This is a genomic window from Microtetraspora niveoalba (genome assembly GCF_001570405.1).
In the GTDB taxonomy this organism is placed as follows: Bacteria; Actinomycetota; Actinomycetes; order Streptosporangiales; family Streptosporangiaceae; genus Microtetraspora; species Microtetraspora niveoalba.
The window spans coordinates 189,361-214,965 of the sequence record NZ_BBYM01000003.1; the positions used below are offsets into that span (position 1 = coordinate 189,361).

The 25,605-nt window shown below is 70.0% G+C and carries 19 protein-coding genes, 3 tRNA genes and 2 pseudogenes; 15 read left to right on the top strand and 9 right to left on the bottom strand.

Annotated elements, in window-relative coordinates:
* Positions 1-56 precede the first annotated feature (56 nt).
* The 3 genes from AWQ70_RS02270 to AWQ70_RS02280 all read right to left on the bottom strand — a co-directional run bounded on the left by AWQ70_RS02270 (position 57) and on the right by AWQ70_RS02280 (position 3,520).
* Complete coding sequence (locus AWQ70_RS02270; protein WP_067169436.1) at positions 57-851, bottom strand: class I SAM-dependent DNA methyltransferase; 795 nt, start codon at positions 849-851, stop codon at positions 57-59.
* A 135-nt stretch (positions 852-986) separates the two neighbouring features.
* Positions 987-2,342, bottom strand: coding sequence for an MFS transporter (locus tag AWQ70_RS02275; RefSeq protein WP_067169439.1), 1,356 nt, complete (start codon positions 2,340-2,342; stop codon positions 987-989).
* A gap of 275 nt (positions 2,343-2,617) precedes the next feature.
* Positions 2,618-3,520 (bottom strand): hypothetical protein, encoded by a 903-nt coding sequence (locus tag AWQ70_RS02280; protein WP_067169441.1) that lies wholly within the window; start codon positions 3,518-3,520, stop codon positions 2,618-2,620.
* Between the two features lie 263 nt (positions 3,521-3,783).
* Between AWQ70_RS02280 and serA the strand changes: the two genes are divergently transcribed.
* The 5 genes and pseudogenes from serA to AWQ70_RS02300 all read left to right on the top strand — a co-directional run bounded on the left by serA (position 3,784) and on the right by AWQ70_RS02300 (position 9,740).
* Positions 3,784-5,373 carry a phosphoglycerate dehydrogenase gene (gene serA, locus AWQ70_RS02285; RefSeq protein ID WP_067169444.1) on the top strand — a complete coding sequence of 530 codons (1,590 nt, stop codon included), beginning with the start codon at positions 3,784-3,786 and terminating at the stop codon, positions 5,371-5,373.
* Between the two features lie 895 nt (positions 5,374-6,268).
* A pseudogene (locus AWQ70_RS42340) lies at positions 6,269-6,397 on the top strand (MarR family transcriptional regulator); the annotation flags it as partial.
* A 96-nt stretch (positions 6,398-6,493) separates the two neighbouring features.
* On the top strand, positions 6,494-7,417 hold the full coding sequence (locus AWQ70_RS02290) for an ROK family protein (protein WP_373282298.1): 924 nt from the start codon (positions 6,494-6,496) through the stop codon (positions 7,415-7,417).
* A 46-nt stretch (positions 7,418-7,463) separates the two neighbouring features.
* Positions 7,464-8,510, top strand: coding sequence for a 3-isopropylmalate dehydrogenase (locus AWQ70_RS02295; RefSeq protein WP_067169447.1), 1,047 nt, complete (start codon positions 7,464-7,466; stop codon positions 8,508-8,510).
* A 138-nt stretch (positions 8,511-8,648) separates the two neighbouring features.
* On the top strand, positions 8,649-9,740 hold the full coding sequence (locus tag AWQ70_RS02300; RefSeq protein ID WP_067169449.1) for a branched-chain amino acid aminotransferase: 1,092 nt from the start codon (positions 8,649-8,651) through the stop codon (positions 9,738-9,740).
* 337 nt (positions 9,741-10,077) lie between these two features.
* On the opposite strand, the gene AWQ70_RS02305 is transcribed toward AWQ70_RS02300, so the two are convergent.
* A complete protein-coding gene (locus tag AWQ70_RS02305; protein WP_067169452.1) occupies positions 10,078-10,731 on the bottom strand; it encodes an O-methyltransferase in 654 nt (217 codons plus the stop codon).
* 327 nt (positions 10,732-11,058) lie between these two features.
* Between AWQ70_RS02305 and cimA the strand changes: the two genes are divergently transcribed.
* Positions 11,059-12,633 carry a citramalate synthase gene (gene cimA, locus AWQ70_RS02310; RefSeq protein WP_067169454.1) on the top strand — a complete coding sequence of 525 codons (1,575 nt, stop codon included), beginning with the start codon at positions 11,059-11,061 and terminating at the stop codon, positions 12,631-12,633.
* Positions 12,634-12,761: 128 nt separating this feature from the next.
* Here the strand turns inward: cimA and AWQ70_RS02315 are convergent, their stop codons facing one another.
* Positions 12,762-14,435, bottom strand: coding sequence for a heparinase II/III domain-containing protein (locus AWQ70_RS02315; protein ID WP_067169457.1), 1,674 nt, complete (start codon positions 14,433-14,435; stop codon positions 12,762-12,764).
* Between the two features lie 347 nt (positions 14,436-14,782).
* On the opposite strand from AWQ70_RS02315, the gene AWQ70_RS02320 reads away from it, so the two are divergent.
* Entirely contained in the window at positions 14,783-15,127 is a 345-nt protein-coding gene (locus tag AWQ70_RS02320) for a VOC family protein (protein WP_067169461.1), read from the top strand.
* Positions 15,128-15,167: 40 nt separating this feature from the next.
* Here AWQ70_RS02320 and AWQ70_RS02325 read toward each other — a convergent pair whose 3' ends face one another.
* Positions 15,168-15,545 carry an antibiotic biosynthesis monooxygenase family protein gene (locus tag AWQ70_RS02325; protein WP_067169463.1) on the bottom strand — a complete coding sequence of 126 codons (378 nt, stop codon included), beginning with the start codon at positions 15,543-15,545 and terminating at the stop codon, positions 15,168-15,170.
* A 163-nt stretch (positions 15,546-15,708) separates the two neighbouring features.
* Between AWQ70_RS02325 and AWQ70_RS02330 the strand changes: the two genes are divergently transcribed.
* Positions 15,709-16,479: a fumarylacetoacetate hydrolase family protein gene (locus AWQ70_RS02330; RefSeq protein ID WP_067169729.1), complete on the top strand. Its 771-nt coding sequence runs from the start codon at positions 15,709-15,711 to the stop codon at positions 16,477-16,479.
* Positions 16,472-17,842 carry a glutamate--tRNA ligase gene (gene gltX / locus AWQ70_RS02335; protein WP_084516438.1) on the top strand — a complete coding sequence of 457 codons (1,371 nt, stop codon included), beginning with the start codon at positions 16,472-16,474 and terminating at the stop codon, positions 17,840-17,842. The genes AWQ70_RS02330 and gltX overlap by 8 nt, the downstream gene beginning before the upstream one ends.
* A gap of 71 nt (positions 17,843-17,913) precedes the next feature.
* Here the strand turns inward: gltX and AWQ70_RS02340 are convergent, their stop codons facing one another.
* A complete protein-coding gene (locus tag AWQ70_RS02340) occupies positions 17,914-19,893 on the bottom strand; it encodes a M3 family metallopeptidase (protein ID WP_067169466.1) in 1,980 nt (659 codons plus the stop codon).
* A 171-nt stretch (positions 19,894-20,064) separates the two neighbouring features.
* Between AWQ70_RS02340 and AWQ70_RS02345 the strand changes: the two genes are divergently transcribed.
* The 5 genes and pseudogenes from AWQ70_RS02345 to AWQ70_RS02365 all read left to right on the top strand — a co-directional run bounded on the left by AWQ70_RS02345 (position 20,065) and on the right by AWQ70_RS02365 (position 21,476).
* Positions 20,065-20,136, top strand: a tRNA-Gln gene (locus tag AWQ70_RS02345).
* Positions 20,137-20,201: 65 nt separating this feature from the next.
* Positions 20,202-20,277 (top strand) — tRNA-Glu (locus AWQ70_RS02350).
* 10 nt (positions 20,278-20,287) lie between these two features.
* Positions 20,288-20,360, top strand: a tRNA-Glu gene (locus tag AWQ70_RS02355).
* Between the two features lie 261 nt (positions 20,361-20,621).
* Positions 20,622-20,918, top strand: a pseudogene (locus AWQ70_RS02360) (TlpA family (seleno)protein); the annotation flags it as partial.
* Positions 20,919-20,975: 57 nt separating this feature from the next.
* Positions 20,976-21,476, top strand: a complete 501-nt coding sequence (locus AWQ70_RS02365) for a PaaI family thioesterase (protein ID WP_067169472.1) — start codon at positions 20,976-20,978, stop codon at positions 21,474-21,476.
* A gap of 136 nt (positions 21,477-21,612) precedes the next feature.
* On the opposite strand, the gene AWQ70_RS02370 is transcribed toward AWQ70_RS02365, so the two are convergent.
* Both AWQ70_RS02370 and AWQ70_RS02375 read right to left on the bottom strand, forming a co-directional pair.
* A complete protein-coding gene (locus AWQ70_RS02370) occupies positions 21,613-23,313 on the bottom strand; it encodes a hypothetical protein (protein ID WP_067169475.1) in 1,701 nt (566 codons plus the stop codon).
* 36 nt (positions 23,314-23,349) lie between these two features.
* Positions 23,350-24,066: an IclR family transcriptional regulator gene (locus AWQ70_RS02375; protein WP_061255050.1), complete on the bottom strand. Its 717-nt coding sequence runs from the start codon at positions 24,064-24,066 to the stop codon at positions 23,350-23,352.
* Positions 24,067-24,202: 136 nt separating this feature from the next.
* On the opposite strand from AWQ70_RS02375, the gene leuC reads away from it, so the two are divergent.
* Entirely contained in the window at positions 24,203-25,600 is a 1,398-nt protein-coding gene (gene leuC, locus AWQ70_RS02380) for a 3-isopropylmalate dehydratase large subunit (RefSeq protein WP_067169479.1), read from the top strand.
* Positions 25,601-25,605: the final 5 nt, after the last annotated feature.

A 25,605-nucleotide genomic window follows, 5' to 3' on the forward strand; every position in this document is an offset into this window, starting at 1 on the left:
GCTCACGCCGCCGGAGTCGTGTTCACCCGGGCTGACCGTTTCCGGGCCCGCCGAGGTCAGCGGTCACCCGGGTGGACGTGGCCGTTCCGGCCGGGCAGGGTGATCCGGATCTTGGACTGCTTGGGCGGAAGCCGCTCCCAGTCCTCCATGAACGTCGCCACGAGGCCGTGCTTCGCGGCCAGATCCACCAGCGTCCCGGTGCGGTAGTAGAAGTCCTCGTGCAGCACCTGGTGCTCCTTGCCCTCGGTGCGGTCGAAGGTGAAGTCGAACCAGCCGTCCGCCTTGAGGACGCGCCCCACGTGCGCGAAGCACTCCTCGATCACGTGCAGCGGCGAGTGGGAGAACACGCTGTGCGCGTGGACCACGTCGAAGTGCCGGTCCGGGAGGAAGGCGAACGTCAGGTCCCTGACCGGCGTGAGGTGCGGCAACTTCTCCCGCAGGTCGTACTCCACGATCGTGTTCTGGGCGGCGATCAGGATGTCGGGGGAGATGTCGATCCCGAAATAGTGCCCCGTGTCCAGATAGTCGATGAGCAGCCGCCCGGCCCGCAGGTTCCCGCAGCCGATCTCCAGGACGCGGTGCCGCGGTCGCAACCCGTGCCTGATCAGGTAGTCGAACTGCGTCCGGCCCATCTTGATCCAGCGCTCGCGTGACTTGCTGCCCACCGCCGAGTACGGGCTGCGCGCGGTGTCCGACCTCATCACGGCTCGGTAGTAGCTGGTGTGGTCGGGACTGCGCAGGCGCAGCCAGGTGTCCCTCGCCAGGCGGCGGACGTGGCGCGGGACCCGGCCCGGGTGGCGGACGGCGTAGACGGCCTGGCGGACGAGACTCGAACGATCCTTGTTGTGCACGGCGGCTTCCGTTTGGCTCGGCGTGACGGCTGTCCTGTCGAGGATGCCAGTGAACGGCCCGTCACGCACGGTCACCGATCGGGACGGATCGGACCACCTGAGCGGCCTCCCCGCACGTCGCCGCGCGACCGGGGGTCAGGTGGCCGTGGGAGCTTGGGCGCGGGCCATGCGCTCGGCGGTCAGGTCGTACTTCAGGGTCATGAGCACGCCGGACAGGGCGATCACCGCCGGGACGACGGTCAGGCCGACGATCACCGCCGTGTGCGCGCTGCCCGGCTGGGTGACCGGGTTCGCCGGGTCGGAGGAGACGAAGCCGCCGACCGCCAACACCGCGCCGTAGATCGTCACCCCGAACGCCTGCACCGCGCTCTCCACGGCCGTCCACAGCCCGGTGAAGACGCCGCCGCGGCGCTTCCCGCTCACCGCTCCGTCGTACGCGATGACGTCGGCGAGCATCGAGAAGCCCAGGAGCTGCAACCCCGCGTACCCCACGCCGACCACCACCACGCACAGATGCGCGTACAGCGAGCCGAGCAGCGGGGTGGCGACGACCAGCAGGGCGCCGACGGCGAACAGCGCGCCGGAGAGGATCATCGCGCCCCGCTTGTCGAACCTGCGGGCGAGCCACACCCACAGCGGCATCGTGACCAGCATCGGGCCGACGAGCGCGGCGAACAGCGTGCTGGTCGCCCCCGTGTCACCCAGTGTGTACGCGGCGAAGTAGGGCGCGCCCGCGAGCATCACACCCGCCCCGAGGGTCTGCGCGCTGCACAGCCCGAGCAGCCACAGGAAGGGCTTCGACGTGCGGGCGGCGGCGAGCTGGGCGCGCAGCGTGCCCTCCGCCTCCTGCGGGCCCGTGAAGGGGGCGCGGGCGGTGCCGAAGAACGAGCCGAACATGGACACCAGCAGGACGGCCGCGAAGATCAGGCCCATCTGGCGGTAGCCCTCGATCGACTTCCCCGCGATGGCGGGCGCGAGGATCCCGCTCATGGCGATCCCGACCGCGACGAAGATCATCCGCCACTGCAGCAGCGACGTGCGCTCGTGGTAGTCGCCGGTCATCTCGGCCGGCATGGCCTTGTACGGCACCTCGTACAGGGCGTATCCGGTGGCGGCCACCAGGAACATCCCACCGACGAACAGCGCGGCCGGGAGGCCGGTCAGCGGCGGCCCGGCGAACATCAGCCCGAAGGACAGGGGCAGGACGACCGAACCGGCGAGCATCCACGGGCGGCGCGGCCCCCAGCGCGAGACGGTGCGGTCCGACCACTGGCCGACCAGGGTGTTGACGACCAGGTCCCACGCCTTGGGCAGGAAGACGATGAACCCCGCGAGCAGCGGGGGGACCGCCAGCACGTCGGTCATGTAGATGAGCAGGAGCAGGCCCGGGATCGCGGAGAAGTTCGCGGTGCAGAACGACCCGACGGCATAGCCGAGCCGAACGCCACGGGACACGGTCATGGGGGTGGGCGTCACCGCCGGGGAGACCATGGCGACATTCAAGCCGAGCAAGCGTCCGGCCGGAAGACATGAGCCCGAATCGGAATCGTGCCGGGCTCCGCGAGCACGCGGCGGTAAACCGTCCCGTCAACCACCGGAGGCGGTGAAGAACGCGCGATCGGGCTCGGCACGGGCGCGGACGCCGAGCTCCTCGTGCGGACCGCAGGGCGCGTCCGCGACACGCCCGGCGGCCGGGTCCCGGAAAGGCGGGACCCGGTTCGGCGCGGGTGGCGCCCCTCCCGGCGAGACCTCCGCCGGTCGGGGCGCTAGCCGCGGACGTCCGCGCAGACGACGTGCGCGCCGACCTCGATCATCCGGCGTTCCGTGTGGGCGTCGGCGACCCGGGCCATGAGCACCGGCGCTCCGCTGGCCGCGAGTTGGGGCAGCCGGGCGCGCGCGCCGCGGTGGATGTCCCGCACGATGTCCTCGGCCGCCGACGCGTGCACCTTGACGTGCAGCATCAGTCCGGTCGAGCCGGACACGGTCCGCGCCTCGGATATCCACACGTGGTGGACGAGCGGCAGGTCGCGCAGGATCTCCGCGAGCGCCACCCGCAGCGCGGGCAGGATCGGGTGGTTCGTCCGGCGATAGCCGGGGTCGACCACCTGCATCGCGCCGGACAGATGTTGACGCGGCGCGGGGATCCAGGCCGGCGAAAGCGGGCCGGGCGACGGGGCGGCCACCGGGGTGGGCGCCGGAGCGGGGGCCGGGGCGGGAGGCGCCTGGGTCACCTGCGCCCGGGCCACCGTCGCCATCGCGCCCGTGGCGTACGCGGTGGGCGTCGAGGTGGATCTCGAAGCGGACAGGGCGTGGGCGGCTCCGCTGCGCGCCGAGGCCAGGTAGCGCTGGAGATCCTCGATGGGCACGGCGGCGGCGTTGGGGCCGGCCGCGTCGATCACGATCTCGCGCACACCGGTGACGCGCTGGATGTCGAGGATGGTTTCGGCGTCGCAGGCCGAAAGGGAGTGGCCGCCCCGATGCCGGGCGTAGGTCGCGGGTGCGGTGTAACCGAGCAGCACACGCTCCCCGCTCTGCGTCGTGCCGAGCACGACGGAACGGTCAGGCCGGACGGCCACCAGGATTCCCCGTTCGGCAAGAGCCGCGAGCAGGCGTTGCGGGCTTCCGTGCTGCGCGAGCACGTCGCCGAGAGAAGGGTTCCCGATGCTCATAGGCTGAACGATAGGTAGCGAACCATGGCTTATCAGGCTAATCGTGAAGAATGCGTGCGATCAATACCAAGATAGAGCCTGTCTGGATGGGACCGGTCCATCTTGGGTAAAGCTCACAGTTAACGAACATGTGAGTGAATCTCACGATCTCCGATGAGTGCCGCGAGCTGCCCCGTCTCGTATGGCGGTCGCTCGTGAGAGCTTTCACAAGCCCGGATAGACTCACGCGTGTCCGTGCAGCCGCACTTTCCTAAGGATCGCCAGTGAACAAGCCCGTCGTCCTTGTCGCAGAGGAGCTGTCCGAAGCCGGTCTGGCCGTGCTCGGCGCGGACTTCGAGGTCCGTCACACCGACGGCGCCGACCGATCCCAGCTGCTGCCCGCGCTCGCCGACGTCGACGCGCTGATCATCCGCAGCGCCACCCAGGTGGACGCCGAGGCGATCGCGCACGCGTCCAAGCTGCGCGTCGTGGCCCGCGCCGGGGTCGGCCTGGACAACGTCGACGTCGAGGCCGCCACGAAGGCCGGCGTCATGGTCGTCAACGCTCCCACCTCCAACATCACCAGCGCCGCCGAGCACACCGTCGCGCTCATCCTGGCCAGCGCCCGCAACGTCGCCCAGGGGCACTCCGCTCTCAAGGGCGGCGAGTGGAAGCGTTCCAAGTACACCGGCGTCGAGCTCGACGAGAAGGTCGTCGGCATCCTCGGCCTCGGCAAGATCGGCCAGCTCGTCGCCCAGCGCCTGCAGCCGTTCGGCGTCGAGCTGATCGCCTACGACCCGTACCTGCAGCCGGCCCGCGCCGCCCAGATGGGCGTCAAGCTGCTGTCGCTGGAAGAGGTGCTCCAGCAGGCCGACTTCATCACCGTGCACCTGCCCAAGTCAAAGGAGACCCTCGGCCTCATCGGCGACCGCGAGCTGCACATGGTCAAGCCGTCGGTCCGCCTGATCAACGTCGCCCGCGGCGGCATCATCGACGAGAACGCGCTGTACTCCGCCCTCAAGGAGGGCCGCGTCGCCGGCGCCGGCATCGACGTCTTCGCCAAGGAGCCCTGCACGGACAGCCCGCTGTTCGAGTTCGACCAGGTCGTGGTCACTCCGCACCTCGGCGCGTCCACGCACGAGGCCCAGGAGAAGGCCGGCACCCAGGTCGCCCGCAGCGTCAAGCTGGCCCTGGCCGGCGAGTTCGTGCCGGACGCCGTCAACGTCCAGGGCGGCGCCGTCGCCGAGGACGTCAAGCCCGGCCTCCCGCTCACCGAGAAGCTCGGCCGCATCTTCACCGCCCTGGCCGGCGAGGTCGCCGCCAAGCTCGACGTCGAGGTACGCGGCGAGATCGCGGCGCAGGACGTGCGTGTCCTCGAACTGGCCGCCCTCAAGGGCGTCTTCACCGACGTCGTCGAGGACACGGTGACCTACGTCAACGCCCCGCTGCTCGCGAAGGACCGCGGCACCGTGGTCGAGCTGGTCACCAGCGGCGAGAGCCCCGACTGGCGCAACGTCATCACCGTGCGCGGCGTCCTCGCCGACGGCCGCACCGTCTCGGTCTCCGGCACGCTGTCCGGCCCCCGGCAGATCACCAAGATCGTCGAGGTCAACGGCTTCGCCATGGAGATCGAGCCCACCGACCACCTGGCGTTCTTCACCTACACCGACCGTCCCGGCATCGTCGGCATCGTCGGCCGGGTGCTCGGCGAGCACGGCGTCAACATCGCCTCCATGCAGGTCGCCCGCGGCGAGAAGGGCGGCAAGGCCCTGATCGCCCTCACCGTCGACTCGGCCATCCCGGGCGACGTCATCGACCAGATCGTGAACGAGGTCGGAGCCGACAGCGGCCGCACCGTCGACCTGGAGGACTGACCGCCCTCCCGCGACCACACCGCACAGACCCGCTCCGCCACCCCGGTGGAGCGGGTTTGTGTTTATTGGCGCTCGCTGTGTTTATGGCGCTCGCTTCGCTCGCGCGGGCTCGGGGCGCCTACAGTCGGTGTCTTCCCTCGTCACGTCCTCACTCCTTCGTCGCTCCGGGCGTTCCTCAGTCCAGACACCGCCGCGCCCCTCGCGTGATGTCTGGGCGCCGTAACGATCGATTGGCGCTCGCGCGGGCTCGGGGCGCCTACAGTCGGTGTCTTCCCTCGTCGCTCGGAGTCGCTCGTTCCTCGCTCCCCGCTCGCTTCTCAGTCCAGACACCGCCGCGCCCCTCGCGTGATGTCTGGGCGCCGTAATGATCATTGGGCGCTCGCGCGGGTTCGGGGGCTGGGAGAGTGTCTCGAATATTGAGATACTAGGTCGTCCTACGAGATTCTGGGGTAGTCTTGCCCACATGACGCGCCAGGTGTCCGTACTCATCACCTGCCGCGGCGGGGCCTGACCAAGGGCGGCCGGCCGACCCGCCGCGGTGTGCGGCGCCGTGCCGGCCACGACTTCCCATCTCCGTCCAGAGGCGTGTGATCCGCGCCCTCGGCGGCGCCCTGATTCCGGATCCGTGACCGGATCCCGCCCCATTCCTTTTCCACGCGTACGAATGAGATCGTCATGTACGACATGTATCCCTGGAACAGCCCTGAAGACGTCCGAGACGAGGCCGCCGACGCGCTGCAGACCGCGCTCGACCGCCGTGACAACGGGGGAGCGCCGGAGCGCTGACCCCGCCCGGCACCTCCGCGCGTACGATCGCGTCCGGTGTGTGATGTGACACCCTTGGACGGTGGTCAGCATCGGCGGAACCGCCAGCACGACGAGCCTGTTGCGCGTGATGAACGAGCGCGCCGTGCTGGCCGAGATCTACCGCAGGGGCAAGGCGTCCCGTCCTGAGCTCGCGCAGGCGACCGGCCTGTCCAAGCCGACCATCTCGGTCGCGCTGGCGGACCTGGAACGGGCGCGGCTGGTCCGGCCCGTGGGACTGCGCACCGGCAATGCCGGCCGGGCCGCCCTGCTGTACGAGGTGCGGCCGCAGGCCGGATGGGTGCTCGCCGTCGACGTGGGCCGCGCCTACGTACGGCTCGCGCTGGCCGACCTCGTGGGCGACATCGCCGTCCGCAAGGACGAGCCGTCGCGCGCGGGAAGTCACGCCGAGCTGGTCGTCCAGCTCACGGAGCTGGCGGCGGCGGTCGTCACCGAGGCGGGCCTGACCGCCGGAGACGTCACGCTCGCCGTGTTCGGCACCCCCGGCGTCCACGACAAGGAGACCGGGGCGCTGCGGCTGGCTCCCAACCTGCCCGGATGGGAGCTGCCCGGCGCGGTCGAGCGCCTCGCCGACGTCACCGGCTCCCCGTACATCCTGGAGAACGACGTGGACCTCGCCGCGGTGGGGGAGGGCGCGTACGGTCTGGGCGAGGGCGTGCCGCATTTCGTCTACGTTTCCGTGGGCACCGGCATCGGCATGGGCGTCGTGATCGACGGCCGGCTCTACCGGGGCGCCCGCGGAGCGGCCGGCGAGATCGCCTACCTGCCCGTCGGCGAGGGCGATCCGTCGGCCGACCTCCGGCGCGGCATGTTCGAGTCGGTGGCCTCGGCCGACGGTGTGACCGCGGCCGCCGCCCGCCTGGGCATGGTGGCGGAGACGGCCAAGGACGTCTTCGACGCGGCCAGGCAGGGCGATGCGACCGCGCTCAAGGTCGTCTCCGCGGAGGCCGACCACATCGCGCACGCGCTGGCCGGTGTCGTCGCCGTGCTCGATCCCGAGCTGGTGGTGCTGGGCGGAGGCATCGGCGCGCAGGCCGCGGACCTGCTCGTCGGGCCCGTGACGGAGCGCCTCGCCGACCTGGTGGCGTTGCGGCCGCCCCGCATCGAGCCGACCACGCTGGGCGCGGACGCCGTACTGCTCGGCGCGCTCGCGTTCGGGCTGGCGACGGCGCGCGACCTCGTGTTCGAGCGCGCGGTCGCCGTGTCGCCGCCCGGATAGTGAGACCCCGCGTTCGATCTACGAGACAGACCGGTAAGGTACAGACATGGATTCCAGCAACATCCGTCTGGCAGTTATCCCGGGAGACGGGATCGGCACCGAAGTCGTCGCCGAGGGGCTCAAGGTCCTCAACGCGGCGGGTGTCAAGGTCGAGACCACCGAGTACGACCTGGGAGCGAAGCGCTACCACGCGACCGGCGAGGTCCTTCCCGACGCCGTGCTGGACGAGTTGCGCGGCTACGACGCCATCGTGCTCGGCGCCGTCGGCGACCCCAGCGTCCCCCCGGGCATCCTGGAGCGTGATCTGCTGCTCAGGCTGCGTTTCGAGCTCGACCACTACGTGAACCTGCGCCCGGTCAAGCTCTTCCCCGGCGTGGAGACCCCGCTGGGCAAGGCCCGCCCCGAGGACATCGACATGGTCGTCATTCGTGAGGGCACCGAGGGGCTGTACGCGGGAGCCGGCGGCACGCTGCGCCGCGGCACGCCGCACGAGATCGCGACCCAGGAGTCGCTCAACACGGCGTACGGCGTCGAGCGGGTCGTCCGCTACGCGTTCGAGAAGGCGGCCCAGCGCCCGCGCAAGAAGCTCACCCTGGTCCACAAGACCAACGTCCTCACCTACGCCGGTGACCTGTGGGCCCGCACGGTCGCCCGGGTCAGCCTGGACTACCCCCAGGTCGAGACCGACTACTGCCACATCGACGCCGCCTCGATGTTCTTCATCACGCAGCCCGAGCGGTTCGACGTGATCGTCACCGACAACCTCTTCGGCGACATCATCACCGACATCGGCGCGGCGGTCGCCGGCGGCATCGGCCTGGCCGCCAGCGGCAACATCAACCCGGACCGGACCGCTCCGTCCATGTTCGAGCCGGTCCACGGCAGCGCCCCCGACATCGCGGGCCAGGGCAAGGCCGACCCGACGGCCACCATCCTGTCCATCGCCATGCTCCTCGACCACATCGGCCTCACCGACGCCGCGCAGAAGGTCGAGCAGGCGGTCGCCGACGACCTCGTCGAGCGCCAGGGCGGCGCGACCGCCCGGAAGACCCGTGAAATCGGCGACCACATCGCCTCCCGAGTAGCCGGCTGAGCCGGGCCGCTCACCCCGTCTTTGCGCATGGCGGCCCAGTCAGGGCCGCCATGCGCTTTTTCATACCCTCTTGCATGCCTTAGGTTTCCCGTAGGTCGCACAATGAATGTGACGACGTAGAGAGAAGGATCGCGGCAAATGACCAGCCAGCTCAGCTTCGACGTGCAGCTCAACCAGCAGGCCCGCACCCCGGCCGAGCGTGAGCGGGTACTGGTGAACCCCGGCTTCGGGCAGATCTTCACCGACCACATGATCTCCATCGACTACACCGAGGGCAGTGGCTGGCACGACGCGCGGCTGGAGCCGTACGGGCCGCTGGTCCTGGACCCGGCGACGGCCGTGTTCCACTACGCCCAGGAGCTGTTCGAAGGGCTCAAGGCGTACCGGCAGGCGAGCGGGTCCATCGTGGCGTTCCGGCCGGACGCGAACGCGGTCAGGTTCAACAAGTCCGCGCAGCGCATGGCGATGCCCGAGCTCCCCGAGGAGACGTTCGTCGAGGCGCTCGAACTGCTCGTCCAGACGGACAAGGAGTGGGTGCCGACGACGGAGGGGCACAGCCTCTACCTGCGGCCGTTCATCATCGCGACCCAGGTCGGCCTCGGGGTGAACTACCCGTCCAAGGCGTACCGCTTCATGGTGATCGCCTCGCCTGCGGGGTCGTACTTCTCCGGCGGGATCAAGCCGGTCTCGGTCTGGCTGTCCACGGAGTACACGCGGGCCGCTCCCGGAGGCACCGGCTTCGCCAAGTGCGGCGGCAACTACGCGGCGGCGTTCGTCGCCCAGCGTCAGGCCGTCGAGCAGGGCTGCGACCAGGTCGTCTGGCTCGACGCGCACGAGCACCGCTACGTCGAGGAGATGGGCGGGATGAACATGTTCTTCGTGTTCGGCGACCGGCTGGTCACACCCGCGCTCACCGGGACGCTCCTGCCCGGCATCACCCGCGACTCCATCCTCACATTCGCCGCCGACCTGGGCCTGAAGGCCGAGGAGGGTCGGATCTCGATCGAGGAGTGGCAGGCCGGGTGCGAGTCGGGCGAGCTGACCGAGGCGTTCGCCTGCGGCACCGCCGCCGTGGTCACCCCCATCGGCAGCGTCAAGGGCGCCGACCGCTCCTGGACGATCGGTGACGGCACCCCCGGCCCGGTCACGCAGAAGATCCGCGAGGAACTGATCGGCATCCAGTACGGCACCCGCCCCGACACCCACAGCTGGGTCCACAAGATCTGCTGATTTCCCATCAGGCGGCCCGGCCGGGGACGACGACCGGCCCCGCCCGACCGGCGCCCGCCCGGAGGCGGGCGCCCGCCAGTGGTTCTGGCCGGAACCGCGACGCCACGCCCGTCAGCGTTCCGGCCCGGACGTGACAGGAGCCCGGCGACCTCGCCCTCGCCGGGCTCCCGCTTCGTCAGCGCTACCGGTCCGTACGGCTCACGCCTCGACCAGAGTGGCGGTGTCGATCGCGAGATCCCACGGCTCGGGCAGCGGCCCTCCAGGTGGACGGCGCAACGTGATTGAAGCGACACGTAATGTAATCGCAAAGGTGGCCGTATAGCTGGAGTTCCGGAAGTCAGCGCTTGCGGATGAGAGTGAGGCCGTCGGCGACGGGGAGCAGGACGGAGGTCACCCGCCCGTCACTCGCGACGAGGTCGTTGAACTCCCGCATCACCGGCACGTTGCCACCCGCATCGGGGTCGGTGATCCTGCCGCTCTGCAGGGTGTTGTCCACGCAGATCAACCCGCCGGGGACGAGCCGCGCCAGGATCTCCTCGTAGTAGACGCGATATCCCGGCTTGTCCGCGTCGATGAACGCGAAGTCGACGCACTCCTCCCTCGGCATCGCGCGGAGCGTCTCCGCCGCCGGGCCGAGACGCAGCTCGATCTTGTGCGCGACCCCCGTCCTCTCCCAGTAGCGGCGCGCGACCGACGTCCAGTCCTCGCTCACGTCGCAGGCGATCAGCCGGCCGTCCTCGGGCAGTCCCCGCGCGATGCAGATCGACGAGTAGCCGGTGAACGTTCCGACCTCCACCGCGCGCCGGGCGCCGCTGATCTGGACGAGCATGGTGAGCAGGGTCCCCTGCTCGGGGCAGATCTGCATGCCGGCGGCGTCACCGGTCAGCCGCGCCGTCTCCTCGGCGAGGTCGAGCAGCGCCTCGTCGGGCGGGCTGGTGTGCGCGAGGGCGTACGCGGCGATCGACGCGTCGACGAAGTTCACGGCTTTCATGGCATCACCTTAGTTCCGCGTTCCCTCCGACGGCCGGGACTCCGGCAGCCTTCGCATCGACGCAGGCCACATAGGGTGGAAGCCGTACCACAAGATTGACGTCTCGGATCGTGAGACTGTGTACCGGGCGGGTCACGGTATGTGGCAGACTTCAGGACACCATGTTCTACGGTCTGCTCATTATCGGCAGGCGCGCTGGCTGACATCAGGACAACGCCAGCGCGCAGACCTCTCACGTCCGTGAGGGGTCTTTTGTGTTTTCCGGCACAGAAATCGAGCGGATGACCGCGCGCGGCGAGGAACACCCCGCTAAGGAGATAGCAAGAAATGGCCGATGACCGCTTCCATGTCTACGACACGACACTGCGTGACGGAGCCCAGCAGGAAGGCTTGAACCTCACGGTCGCCGACAAGCTGGCCATCGCCCGTCACCTGGACGGCCTCGGCGTCGGCTTCATCGAGGGCGGCTGGCCGGGCGCCAACCCCAAGGACACCGAATTCTTCCGGCGGGCTCGAACAGAGCTCGACCTGAAGCACGCGCAACTCGCCGCGTTCGGCGCGACCCGCCGGGCCGGGGTGAAGGCCGCCGACGACCCTCTGGTGGCCGCGCTGCGCGAATCCGGCGCGCCCGTCGTGACACTCGTCGCGAAGAGTCACGACAGGCACGTTGAGCTGGCCCTCCGCACCACGCTCAAGGAGAACCTCGCGATGATCCGCGACACCGTCTCCCACCTGCGTGCGGAGGGCCAGCGCGTCTTCCTCGACGCCGAGCACTTCTTCGACGGCTACGCGTCCAACCCGGACTACGCCCTCGAAGTCCTCCGTACGGCGGCCGAGGCGGGGGCGTCCGTCATCGCGCTCTGCGACACCAACGGCGGGATGCTCCCCGACGAGCTGGCCGACGTCGTCCACGCCGCCGTCTCCACGGGCGCGCGCGTCGGCATCCACTGCCACGACGACACCGGCTGCGCCGTCGCCAACACCCTCGCCGCAGTCAAGGCCGGCGCCACCCACGTGCAGGGCTGCGCCAACGGGTACGGCGAGCGCTCGGGCAACGCCAACCTGTTCACCGTCGTGGCGAACCTCCAGCTCAAGAAGGGGTTCGACCTGGTGCCCACGCAGTCGCTGCGGGAGATGACCCGCATCGCGCACGCGATCACCGAGGTCACCAACGTGACGCCCAACTCGCACCAGCCGTACGTCGGGACGTCCGCCTTCGCGCACAAGGCGGGGCTGCACGCGTCGGCCATCAAGATCGACCCGAACCTCTACCAGCACATCGACCCCGCCGACGTCGGCAACGACATGCGCATGCTCGTCTCGGACATGGCCGGCCGGGCCTCCGTCGAGCTCAAGGGCAGGGAACTGGGCTACGACCTGACCTCGGACCAGTCCCGCCAGCTCGTCGAGCGCGTCAAGGAGCTGGAGTCGCGCGGCCACACCTTCGAAGCCGCCGACGCGTCCTTCGAGCTGCTGCTGCGCGACACCGTCTCCGGAGAGCGGAGGCGCCACTTCTCCGTCGAGTCCTGGCGGGTCATCGTCGAGCGGCGCCCGTCCGGCGAGGTCGCGAGCGAGGCCACCGTCAAGCTGCACGCCAAGGGCGAGCGCATCATCGCCACCGGCGAGGGCAACGGCCCCGTCAACGCCCTCGACAAGGCCGTACGGCTCGCGCTGGAGAAGCTCTACCCCGAGCTCGCCGCCGTGGAGCTCATCGACTTCAAGGTCCGCATCCTGGAGGGCACGCACGGCACCGACGCCGTGACCCGCGTGCTCATCACCTCCAGCGACGCCACCGGCGACTGGTCCACCGTGGGCGTCGCCGAGAACATCGTCGAGGCGTCCTGGCAGGCCCTGGAGCAGGCCGTCACCTACGGACTCCTCCGCGCCGGCCACAGTGTTTAATGGCGCTCGCTTCGCTCGCGCGGGCTCGGGGCGCCCGAAGGCGATGTCTTCCCTCGTCGCTCGGAGTCGCTCGTTCCTCAGTCCAGACACCGCCGCGCCTCTCGCGGGCGCGGCGGTGAAGGCGGAGGTCAGACGAGGTCGGAGCCGGAGATCTTGAAGCTGGTCGGGCCGTCGGAGGTGTGCACGATCACCGTACGGCCCGAGCAGCTCACCTCGGGCTTCGCCGTACCGGGCACGACGATCGTGAGCAGCGACGAGGCCGCGGGTGAGACCACCGCCGGGGCGGCGACCTTCTTCATGTAGGCGGGGGAGATCCACCCCTGGTAGGGGTTGGTCCGGCCGCGCACGACCTTCTGGCCGCCGATCGGCTTGCACGAGGGCATGGAGAGCTGCACGAGCGTCGCCCGCCACGATCCCTCGCCGACGACGACCTGGCCCCCGGCGTTGGAGTAGACCTTCATCGACGGGTCGAAGTGCCACAGGTTGCGCACCTTGCCGCCGCGGGTCGCGTCGAGCACCGCCATGACGTCCTGGTCGTGGTTCACCAGCACCGCCCTCGTACGGCTGACGCCGTACGCCTTGTCGGTCAGCGTGAACGACTGGCGGTCCTTGCCGACGGAGCGGCGGACCAGTGAGGACGGCGTGCGACCGCGGAACTTCTTCCCGACGACCACGGGGACGTTGTGCGCCTCGGGCGTCATGGTCCAGCGCCGGTACGAGGTGTTCTCGTAGGAGTGGAAGCCCGCCTCGGTCAGCACGTTGCGCCCCTGGGCGTAGTAGGTCACGCCCAGGTGGTCCTCGTGGCCGTGGAACTTCATGCCCGGCCCGAACCTGATCGAGTAGTAGGCCGACTGCGGGTCGCCCCAGGCCGTCCGGCCGAAGACGTAACCGGCCTTGAACACCTGCACGGTCTCGGAGGAGTGCGCGAACCCGGCCGGCTGGATGTTCGGCGGGCCGTCGCCGAGCGGCACCATGTACCCGTTGGGCTGGGTGGCGGCGCTGATGTGCTTGGGCAGGCCGTCCCAGCGCTTGGCGAGGTCGTCGGGCACCTTGAGGCCGCAGTCCTTGATGGTGTCCGTCGCGACCCTGAGCCGGTCGTGCACGTAGATCGCGTACCGCGGAGCCTGCTCTCGCAGCGCTCCCTCGGAGTCGATGTCGAGCTTCATCGACTTGACCATGCGGTCGAGGGCGAGGTCCTTCCAGCCCTTCTGGTTGTATCGGCAGCCGATGCGCAGGAGGCCGATGTCCTGGTCGAGCCCGTGGTTGTGCCCGGCCTTATAGAAGCGCGGGTCGGCCAGCAGCTTCGCGTGCACGGCCAGGCTGTTCTTGAGCCAGGCGTCGGAGACGTACCGGCTCAGGCAGACCAGCGCCGGGGCGCGCAGCGCGGTCGGGTGGTCCTGCCAGGCGTACTTGTTCGTGGTCCGGCCGCCGTAGGGGTTCTTCTCGACCCAGTCCTTGGCGATCTCGGTCGCGCGGTTGAGGTACGCCTGCTTGCCGGTGGCCTCGTAGTCGGCGACCAGCCGTCCCATCCAGCGCAGCGACTGGAACACCATCTGCCAGGACCGGCTCTTGTACGGGTCGAGCGACCAGTCGACCTTCGTCCCGATCTTGACGGCGGGCCGGTCGAGGAACGACAGCTCGCCGTTCATGACGTCCTCGGAGGTCGGCGTCGCCGGGAGCCAGTCTCCCTGGCACTCGGGCGTACGCGCGGGCAGCCGGGCGGCGTCGGCGGGCGCGGCGAGCCCGGCGCCGGTGACGGTCAGCACGGCTATGAGGCCAAGAGCGTGAGTGCGGGGGCGCACGCCAGTTCCTTCCGACCATGAGCGAGGGGATTGATCATGCTGGCCGAATAGTAATGATCCGGTCAAGCGACAGGTGACATCGTTAGCAGGTTTTGACGTCCCGCGCTCGGGGTAACGGCCGCCACGCCTGTGCGGCCCGGATCGGCGGACGTGCCCGACGCCTCGGCCGTCCGCGCCGCAGGAACGCGAGCCGGACGGCGCGCCGGAGACGGCCAGGGCCGGGATGGCGGAGACGGTCAGGGAGGGGATGGCGGAGACGGTCAGGACCGGGATGGCAGGGCGAATTGCCGCGAACCCGCTCGGCGCTTGACCCGCTCGGGGGAATGACTGGAGGAAAGGAGGCAGCGATGATCAAAGGCGCGCATTGGCTCATGTACAGCCGCGATCCGGACGCCGACCGGGCCTTCCTCCGCGACGTGCTGGGCCTGCCGAACGTGGACGCGGGCAGCGGGTGGCTCGTCTTCCGGCTGCCGCCCGCCGAGCTGGGAGTCCATCCCACGGACGGGCGGCCGATGTTCGACCTCTACCTGATGTGCGACCGCATCGAGGAGACGGTCAAGGAGCTGGGCGCGAAGGGGGTGGCGTTCACCCGGGAGGTCGGCGACGAGGGCTACGGCCTGGTCACCGGGTTCCGCCTCCCGGGTGGCGCCGAGGTCGGCCTCTACCAGCCCCGCCATCCCACCGCCATCTGAGCCCCGGGGGACGCGGCGAGGCGACCGGCGAGCCGGGCGATCAGGCGCCGGGCTTGGGGGTGGCGCTCTGGACCACCTCGAACGACCACAGCTCGGCGCCGGCGGCGGCGGGCCCCTGGCCGTGCCCGTGTCCCTGCGGTGCCGCCTGCCCGTGCCCGTGCCCCTGGCCGGCCTCGGCGGCGGCCTGGGCGTGGCCCGCCTGGAAGGCGCGGCTCTCCTGCCAGCGCTGGAAGTCCTCCTCGCTGCGCCAGCGCGTGTAGACCATGTACCGGTCCGTGCCCTCGACCGGCCGGAGCAGTTCGAACCATTCGAACCCGTCGGCCGTCTCGACCATCCCCGCGCGGTTGGCGAAGCGCTTCTCCAGTTCCTCGCGCATCTCCGCGCTCACCGTCAACACGTTGATCTTCACGACCGACATCGCCGGCTCCTTCCGTGAACGATTTCCGACATGGCCACACTACGAGCCGCCTCGCCCGCTCCCCGGACGCGCCACGGCCTCGCTCCTCCGCCTTGCGATGCACCCCCCCGGACACCGGTCCGTCCGGGCGAACCTTGCCGGTCAGGGCACTAGCCTTGTGACCGTGCGTATCGCGAGGTTCTCCAAAGGCGACGGGGTCGCCTTCGGTGTGGTTGAAGAGGGCGGGCAGGTCGTCGCCAGGATCGACGGGCATCCCTTCGGCGGAGTCGAGCTCACCGGGGAGAGATATCCGGTCGCCGAGGTCAGGATCGTCGCGCCGATGTTGCCGAGCAAGATCGTGGCGATCGGCAAGAACTACTCCGACCACGCGCGCGAGATGGGCGGCGAGGCCCCCGAGGAGCCGCTGATCTTCCTCAAGCCGAGCACCTCGGTGATCGGGCCGGGGGAGGCGATCGCGTACCCGTCGAAGCTGTCGCAGCGGGTCGACTACGAGGGCGAGCTGGCCGTCGTCATCGGGCGGCTCTGCCGGGACGTGCCGGTCGAGCGCGCCCACGAGGTGATCTTCGGGTACACCTGCGCGAACGACGTGACCGCCCGCGACCTGCAGCAGCGGGACGGCCAGTGGAGCAGGGCCAAGGGCTTCGACACGTTCTGCCCGATCGGCCCGTGGATCGAGACCGACCTCGACCCGGGCGACCTCGCCCTTACGACCAGCGTGAACGGCGAGCTCAGGCAGAGCGCCCGCACGTCGCTCCTGCTGCACGACATCCCGGCGCTCATCGCGTACGTGAGCGCCGTCATGACGCTGCTCCCCGGCGACGTGATCCTCACCGGCACGCCCGCCGGCGTGGGACCCATGTCCGTCGGTGACGAGGTCAGCGTCGGCATCGAAGGAATCGGAACTCTCACCAACCGGGTGATCTCTCGTGACTGACCTGCGTGTCCGCTTCGCGCCCTCGCCGACCGGCATGTTCCATGTCGGCGGTGCCCGTTCCGCGCTCTACAACTGGGCGCTCGCCGAGCAGTCCGGCGGCACGTTCGTGCTCCGCATCGAGGACACCGACGCCGCCCGCAACCGGCCGGAGTGGACCGAGGGCATCATCTCGGCGCTCGCCTGGATCGGCATCAACGGCGACTCGCCGCACTTCGAGGGCCCCTACTTCCAGTCCGCGTACGAGGCGCAGCACCGCGAGGCGGCGGCGAAGCTGCTCAAGGACGGCAAGGCCTACCACTGCACCTGTACGCGTGACGACGTGAAGGCCAGGACGGGCTCCGAGCACCAGGGGTACGACGGCTTCTGCCGCGACCGCGGTCTCACGGAGGGCGCGGTGCGGTTCCGCACGCCGGACGAGGGCGTGACCGTGGTGGACGACCTGGTCCGGGGGCGGGTCGAGTTCCCGAACGCCGCCATGGAGGACTTCGTGATCGTGCGCGGCGACGGGTCGCCGCTGTTCATCCTCGCCAACGTGATCGACGACATCGAGATGCGGATCTCCCACGTCGTGCGCGCGGAGGAGCACCTGTCGAACACACCCAAGCAGCAGCTTCTGTGGGAGGCGCTGGGCGTCACGCCGCCGATCTGGGCGCACGTGCCGGTCATCGTGAACGAGAAGCGGCAGAAGTTGTCCAAGCGGCGCGACAAGGTGGCCCTGGAGTCCTACCGGGACGAGGGATACCTCGCCGAGGCGATGGTCAACTACCTCATGCTGCTCGGCTGGGGGCCCGGCGACGACCGCGAGATCATGCCGTGGTCGGAGATGATGCCGATGTTCCGGCTGGAGGACGTGAACCCCTCGCCGGCGTTCTTCGACGAGAAGAAGCTGCGCGCCTTCAACGGCGAGTACATCCGGGCGCTGCCCCTCGACGTCTTCGTCCAGCGGTGCGACCCCTGGCTCGACCCGAGCTGGGATCGGGCCACCTTCACCCGGGTGGCCGGGCTCGCGCAGACGCGTGTGGCCGTGCTGTCCGAGATCACCGCGAACGTGGACTTCCTCTTCCTGGAGGTCCCCGTCCACGACCAGGCGTCGTGGGACAAGGCGATGAAGCCGGGCGCCGCCGAGATCCTCGCCGGCTACGCCGAGCGGCTGCAGGACGTGAACTGGGATCCCGAGTCGCTCAAGACGGCGCTGGAGGAGGTCGGGGCCGCGCACGGGCTGAAGCTGGGCAAGGCTCAGGCGCCGGTCCGGGTCGCGATCACCGGCCGCACCGTCGGTCTCCCGCTGTTCGAGTCGATCGAGGTCCTGGGCCGCGAGCGCTCCCTCGAGAGGCTGCGTACGGCTCTCGCCAAGCTGGCCTGACGTCCGATGCCGCCTCGCCGGTCCCGTTCCGACGGCGACCGGCGAGGCGGTGTCTTCTGAGACGGCTTCGATCAGAGGAGGCCGCGGCGGGTGAGGAGGGGCTCGATCCGCGGGTCGCGGCCCCGGAAGTCGCGGAACGCCGTCAGCGCGTCCACGCTGCCGCCCTTGGACAGCAGCCGCTGCCGGAAGCGGTCGCCGTTCTCCCTGCGCAGGCCGCCGTTCTCCTTGAACCACTCGACCGTGTCGGCGTCGAGGACCTCGCTCCAGATGTAGGAGTAGTAGCCCGCGCTGTAGCCGCTCGACCAGATGTGCGCGAAGTACGTGCTCCGGTAACGCGGCGGCACCGCGGCCAGGTCCACGCCCGCGTTCCGCAGGGCCTCGGCCTCGAAGGTCTCCGCGTCGCCGCCCGTGTACGAGGTGTGCCAGGCCCAGTCCAGCAGCGTCGCGGCGAGGTACTCGACCGTCGCGAAACCCTGGTTGAACTTCTGCGACTCCAGCATCCGGTCCACGAGCTCCCGCGGCATGGGCTCGCCGGTCTCGTAGTGCTTGGCATAGTTCGCGAGGATCTCCGGGTCGGTCGCCCACATCTCGTTGACCTGCGAGGGGAACTCCACGAAGTCCCTGGGCACCGCCGTACCGGAGAACCGGGGGAAGCGGACGTCGGAGAACAGGCCGTGCAGGGCGTGGCCGAACTCGTGGAACATCGTGTTGACCTCGTCGAAGGTCAGCAGGGTCGGCTCGCCCTTGACGATGTTGAGGTTGTTGACCACGACCGGGAGGGTGCCGTCGAGGGCCGACTGCTTGACCAGTTCGTTCATCCAGGCCCCGCCGCGCTTGGAGGCGCGGGCGAAGAAGTCGCCGAGGAACAGGCCGAGCGGCGAGCCGTCCTCGTTGAACACCTCGAAGACCCGGACGTCCGGGTGGTACCCGTTCAGGTCCGCGCGCTCGCGGAAGGTGATGCCGTACAGCCGCTGGGCCGCGTAGAAGACGCCGCGCTCCAGCACGCTGTTCAGCTCGAAGTACGGCCGCATCACGGCGCTGTCGATGTCGTACCGGGCCTTGCGCACCTTCTCGGCGTAGAACGCCCAGTCCCACGGCTGGATCGGGTGCCCGGCGATCTCCTCCAGGTCCGACTGCTCCTTGCGGGCGTTGGCCACTGCGGGCGGCACGAGCCGGCCCAGCATCTCGGTGACCGCCTGCGTGGACCCGGCCGTCTGGTCCGCGACGACGTACTCGGCGTGGTCGGCGTACCCGAGCAGCCTGGCCCGCTCCTCGCGCAGCCGCGCGATCCGGGTGATCAGCTCCGCGTTGTCCGCGCCGCGCCCGACGGACGCCCGGTGGATCCGCTCGCGCAGCCCGCGGTGGGTGAGCTCGGACAGCGCGGGCTGCCCGGTGGGCAGCACGAGGGTGACGAGGTATCCGGCGTCCAGACCACGCTCCTTGGCGGTCTCCTGGAGGCCCTGTACGGCGTCGGGGGAGAGCCCGTCGAGCTCGGCGACGTCCTCGACCGCGACCGCGCGCGCGTTGGTGTCGGCCAGCAGGTTCTGCTGGAAGGTGGTCGCCAGCGTGGACAGTTCCTCGTTGAGCTCCCGGAGGCGCGCCTGCTCCTCCTCGCCCAGCATGGCTCCCGCGCGGGTGAAGTCGGTGAGATAGCGGTCGAGGAGCCACTGCTGCTCCTCGTCCGCCGCCTTCACGGCTCGGATCCGGGCGAACAGCCGCGCGTTCAGGTGGATGGCGTCGCCGTGCTTGGACAGCTTGGGCGTGACGTCCTTCTGGATCTCCTGCACGCCCGGGGTGGCGTCCGAGGACACCTGGTTGAAGAAGACCGTGGAGACCCGGTCGAGCAGCCGGCCGGACCGCTCCAGGGCCTCGATGGTGTTCTCGAAGGTCGGCGGCGCGGGATCGCCGGCGATCGCCGCGATCTCGGCGAGCTGCTCGGCCATGCCCTGCTCGAACGCCGGAGCGTAGTGCTCCTCCCTGATCTCGTGGAACGGAGGCAGTTGGTACGGCAGGGAGCTGGGGCTCAGAAACGGGTTCGCCGCCTGGGACATAGGGGGCTGCTCCTAACTGCGGTTTCGGGTGCTTGTCGGCTCTTCTCAGCCTCGCACAGCCGTGGCGCTGAGCACGGATGAGGAGCCACGCCGCAATCGTTTTGGCGGTGGGCCCCAAGCTGGGCTATTCTTTCGGAGTCGCCAGCGAGCCCTGAGGGGCGAGCGAAACGATGGGGTATAGTGCAATTGGCAGCACGACTGATTCTGGTTCAGTTAGTCTAGGTTCGAGTCCTGGTACCCCAGCTGCATCCCTCCTTCGGGAGATGCTACGGATTCGGGTTCCCCCCGACTCCGATCACAGTGTGTACGGTCCCGTCGTCTAGTGGCCCAGGACGCCGCCCTCTCAAGGCGGTAGCGGCGGTTCGAATCCGCTCGGGACTACCACACGCTGCGAGGTCCCGTCGTCTAGTGGCCTAGGACGCCGCCCTCTCAAGGCGGTAACGGCGGTTCGAATCCGCTCGGGACTACTTTCTTCTCCACCCTCGGAACGTTCGTTCCGGGGGTTTTTCGTTTTCGTGGCGCCGCCTCCGGCTCTCGTCGCCGTTAACTGGACAGTGTCGCTATCCAATAATTGGAGAGCTGGACTATCTAAACGGAGGAGTGCGGATGTTCACACTGCTGGCGGACGGCCGCGAGGAGGTCGTTCCGGGTCTGACCGTTCCGGCCGGAGAGAAGGTCCTCGGTTGGGAGCGCAAGCCGCACGGCTGGTGCCAGGGTGACGCGTGCATACCGGCCTTCCGGGCGGCGGCCGCCGAGACGGCCGTCGGCACCGACCTGGTGGCGTGGCCCGGCTGCATGCGCGCCTCGCCGCCTGGCTGTTCCGCCGCGGCCGCGCGGACGCCGCCCGCCGGCACGCCCGCCGGGCGGCCGAGCTGGCGCCGCACGACGTCGCCATCCGCCGCGGGCTGATGCCGCTCGACGGAGTGGATCCGTTCGGGGACGAGTACTTCCGGCTTCGCGCCGAGCTCGAGTCCAACGGGACGCCGATCTACCGGCCGCTGCCCGACTGGGCGGGGGAGCGGTGACATGACGAGGGATGTCCGGGTTGCGCCGCACGGCACCTGAGTTCCAAAATCATACTCATGACTGCCACCACACTGCGCTCGCGCACGCACAGCTGGGCCCCGTCGACGCTGCCCGCCGAGGTCGCGGAGCTGAGCGGCCTCGAGTTCCTCCAGGCCATGCTCGACGGCGTGATCGCCGCTCCGCCGATCGCCGGCACGCTGGGCTTCACGCTGCTGAAGGTCGAGCCCGGAGTGGCGATCTTCGAGGGCGAGACGGGTGAGCACCAGTACAACCCGATGGGCTCCGTGCACGGCGGCTACTTCGCCACACTGCTCGACTCGGCTCTCGGCTGCGCCGTCATGACCATGCTCCCGGCCGGCACGGCCTACACGACCACCCAGCTGAACGTGCACATGGTCCGCCCGGCCTTCGCGCACACCGGGGCCCTCCGATGCGAGGCGAAAGCCGTACACGTGGGGCGGACGGTCGCGACCGCCGAGGCGCGGCTGGTCGGCTCGGACGACGGCAAGCTGTACGCGCACGGCACGACGACGTGCGCCGTGTTCTCGATGCGTTAGCGGTGCGTCCGCCCCGCCCGGCCGCCGTACGGGCCGGAGGGGCGGCGAGGAGAGGCCGGACATGGAACAGGGGACACGCCGTCGGGTCGTGTCCCCTGTCGGGTTTCCGAGCCTCGGCCCGGCCGTGGAGCGGTGACTAGCGGCGTGACCGGGCCTTGAAGAGCGCCCGCTTGGCGGCCTTGCCCACCTGCTTGTCCGGGTGGGCGTCGCCGACGGCTTCGAGCAGCTCCTCCAGGTGCGGGTGGGGCACCTTCCAGATCACGTCGAGCAGGCCGATGATCTGCTGGGCGGGGCCGATGTCGTGCAGGCTGCTGATGAACTCCGCCCGGCCGAGCCCCGCGGAGATCGTCCACATGTCGAGGATGAGCCAGTGCGTGTCGGTCTGGGTGGGCTCCGGCGCGTCCTCGACGTCGAGCTGGGTGAGGTGCGTCGCGGCGTACGGGCGGAGCGAGGGCTCCTTGAGCGCCTCGGTCCAGGCGGGAACGGCCACCTCGCCGAGGGAGCCGACCAGGCTGGCGGCCTGGACCCGGACCAGGGCGTCCGCCTCGTCCTCCGCGGCGGCTTCGAGCAGCTCCGCGGCGGCCCGGGCGGGGTCGCGCAGGCCGAGCCACGCGGCGAACTCCGCGTCCGCCTCCTCCTCGGGCAGGTCGGCGCTCAGCGACAGCAGGTCGAGCGCGGTCATCCCGTCGATCGCGGGCCGGGCGTCGATGTCGATGTCGGCGTCGTCCACCAGGTGGACCACACCCTCGACGCCGAGAGGCGTGAGGCGGACCTCGTCGCCCTCGACGACGACCATGCCGTAGCCGGTCAGCCAGGCGAGCACCGGCGCGAGCGGGTCGCCGGCGGCGGCCCAGGCGTCGGGGCCGAGGTCGTCGTACTCGGCGACCGCCTCGGCCAGCTCGCCGCGCAGCTCGCCGACGGAGCGCGAGCCGCCGTTCACCAGCACGCGGACCAGCAGCGCACGGGTGAGCCCCGACAGGGCCAGGGTCAGGTCGTCGTCGTCCAGCTCGGGGTCGCCGTAGTCGATCGAGTGGAGGCCGAGCAGCCAGGCTTCCAGCGCGTCCTCGTCGTCCTCGAACGGCCAGGCGGCGGTGTCGGCGTCGACGCTGACCGTGTCGTCGCCGTCGGGGGCGAGGAACTCCAGGTCGATGGCGAGGTTCCACAGGTTCCACAGCGCCTGGGCGTCGCTAAGGCCGACGCTGCGCACCGCTTCCTTGACCTCTTCCTCGGTGAGCAGGGTCTCCTCGCCGACCTTGCGGCCGGAGCCGACCCACAGCGCGAGATCGCGGGCCTGGGCGATGAGCGTGACCTCGCGAGCGGCCGCCGCCAGCTCGGAGTCGGGGCGCAGCCGGATCGTGGGCAGCTCGGCGATCTCGTCGGCGAAGGGGTCGAAGTCGCCGAGGCTCTCGTCCTCGTCGTCCTCGAACTCGTCCTCCTCCTCGTCCCAGTCGCGCTCGGCGAGCACGTCCTCCATCGCCTCGACGAAGTCGTCCTCGATCTCGTCGAGCTCCGCGAGAAGGGTGTCGAGCGAGGCCGATCCCTTCGCCAGGCGTCCCGTCTCGGACAGGAACGTCAGATAGGACCGCAGAGCGGGGATCATGCCGTCGGCGGCCTCGTCGGGGTCCTCGACGACCTGCGGCATGCGCTCGAGGAGGACGGCGCGCGGGTCGCCCGCCTTCCACAGCCCCGCGTCGTCGCGGGCATCCAGGCGATGCCAGAGAACGGCCGGTCCGACCAGGTCGGTATCGGTGCCCGGAGCGTTGGCGGGAGTCCAGAGGATGAACTCCTGCAGCAGTGGACGCAGTTCAGCGGCGGCTGCCTCAATGCGGTCTGTCACCCCGCCAGCCTAGGGCTAACCGGGCATGCTCTCTAATCAGTTAGCGCGCCGCATCGCCTCGGTGATCCGTTCCGCGGCCGCCACGACGGGGGCGGCGTGCATGCGTCCCGGCGTGCGGGTGAGCCGCTCGATCGGTCCGGACACGGACACCGCCGCGATCACCTTGCCGCCCGCGCCCCGGATGGGAGCCGACACGCTCGCCACGCCCTGCTCCCGCTCGCCGACGCTGTGCGCCCAGCCCCTTCTGCGTACGCTCGCGAGCGTCGCGGCGGTGAACTTCGCGCCGCGCAGACCGCGGTGCAGCCGGTCGGGCTCCTCCCAGGCGAGCAGGATCTGCGCGGCCGAGCCCGCGATCATCGGCAACGCCGAGCCGACGGGCACGGTGTCACGCAGACCGCTGGCGCGCTCGGCGGCGGCCACGCACACGCGCTCGTCCCCCTGCCGACGGTAAAGCTGGGCGCTCTCCCCGGTCAGGTCGCGCAGATGGGTGAGAACGGGCCCGGCGACGGCGAGCAGCCGGTCCTCGCCGGCGGCCGTGGACAACTCCGAGAGCCGGGGGCCCAGGACGAAACGCCCCTGCGTGTCACGGGAGACGATGCGGTGGTGCTCAAGCGCGACGGCGAGTCGGTGCGCCGTCGGCCGGGCCAGGCCGGTGGCCTGGACGAGCTGCGCCAGGGAAGCAGGCCCCGCTTCCAGGGCGTTGAGAACGAGAACGGCCTTGTCGAGAACTCCGACTCCGCTAGAGTTGTCCATACCCCGATACTGCCGTCTCGCGATCCGAGACGCAAACACAATGGTCCGGATTACCCGATAGGCTTGTCCATATCCCGATATTTCCGTCTCATGATGAGAGACGTCGGGAGGTCGAACGCAAGGAGGCGTCACAACCATGGGTCGCACACTGGCCGAGAAAGTCTGGGAGCAGCACGTCGTACGGCGTGCCGAAGGCGAGCCGGACCTGCTGTACATCGATCTCCACCTCATCCACGAGGTGACCAGCCCGCAGGCGTTCGACGGCCTGCGCATGGCCGGTCGGACGGTGCGGCGGCCCGATCTCACCATCGCCACCGAGGACCACAACGTCCCGACCGTGCTCGGCCCGATCTCCGACCCGGTGTCGCGCACCCAGGTCGAGACGCTGCGCAAGAACGCCGCCGAGTTCGGCATCCGGCTGCACCCCATGGGTGACGCCGGCCAGGGCGTGGTCCACATCATCGGCCCGCAGTTCGGCCTGACCCAGCCCGGCATGACCATCGTCTGCGGCGACTCGCACACGTCCACGCACGGCGCATTCGGCGGCATCGCCTTCGGCATCGGCACCTCCGAGGTGGAGCACGTGCTGGCCACCCAGACGCTGCCCGCGTACCGGCCGAAGACCATGGCCATCGAGGTCAAGGGCGAGCTGCCCGTCGGCGTCACCGCCAAGGACCTGATCCTCGCCATCATCGCCAAGATCGGCACCGGCGGCGGCCAGGGCTACATCGTCGAGTACCGCGGCGAGGCCATCCGCAAGCTCTCCATGGAGGGCCGGATGACCGTGTGCAACATGTCGATCGAGGCGGGCGCCCGGGCCGGCATGATCGCTCCGGACGAGACCACGTTCGCCTATCTCAAGGGGCGGCCGCACGCGCCGTCCGGCGACGCCTGGGACCAGGCCGTCGAGTACTGGAAGAGCCTGCGCACCGACGACGACGCGGTCTTCGACAAGGTCGTGGAGATCGACGCCTCCACGCTGACGCCGTTCGTGACCTGGGGCACGAACCCGGGCCAGGGCGCTCCGCTGGGCGCGGCCGTCCCGTCGCCCGAGGAGTTCGGCGACCCGATCGAGCGGGCGGCCGCCGAGCGCGCCCTGGAGTACATGGGCCTGACCGCCGGGACGCCGCTGCGCGAGATCGAGGTCGACACCGTCTTCGTCGGCTCCTGCACCAACGGCCGGCTGGAGGACCTGCGCGCCGCCGCCGACATCCTGCGCGGCCGCGCCGTCGTCACCCGTACGCTGATCGTGCCCGGGTCGATGCAGGTCAAGAAGGCCGCCGAGGAGGAGGGCCTGGACCAGGTGTTCAAGGACGCCGGAGCCGAGTGGCGCGAGGCCGGCTGCTCGATGTGTCTCGGCATGAACCCCGACACGCTGAAGCCGGGTGAGCGCAGCGCCTCCACCTCCAACCGCAACTTCGAGGGCCGTCAGGGCAAGGGTGGCCGTACCCACCTGGTGTCCCCGCAGGTCGCCGCCGCGACCGCCGTCACCGGCAAGCTGACCGCTCCCGCAGACCTGGCCCAGGGCCGTTAAGGAAG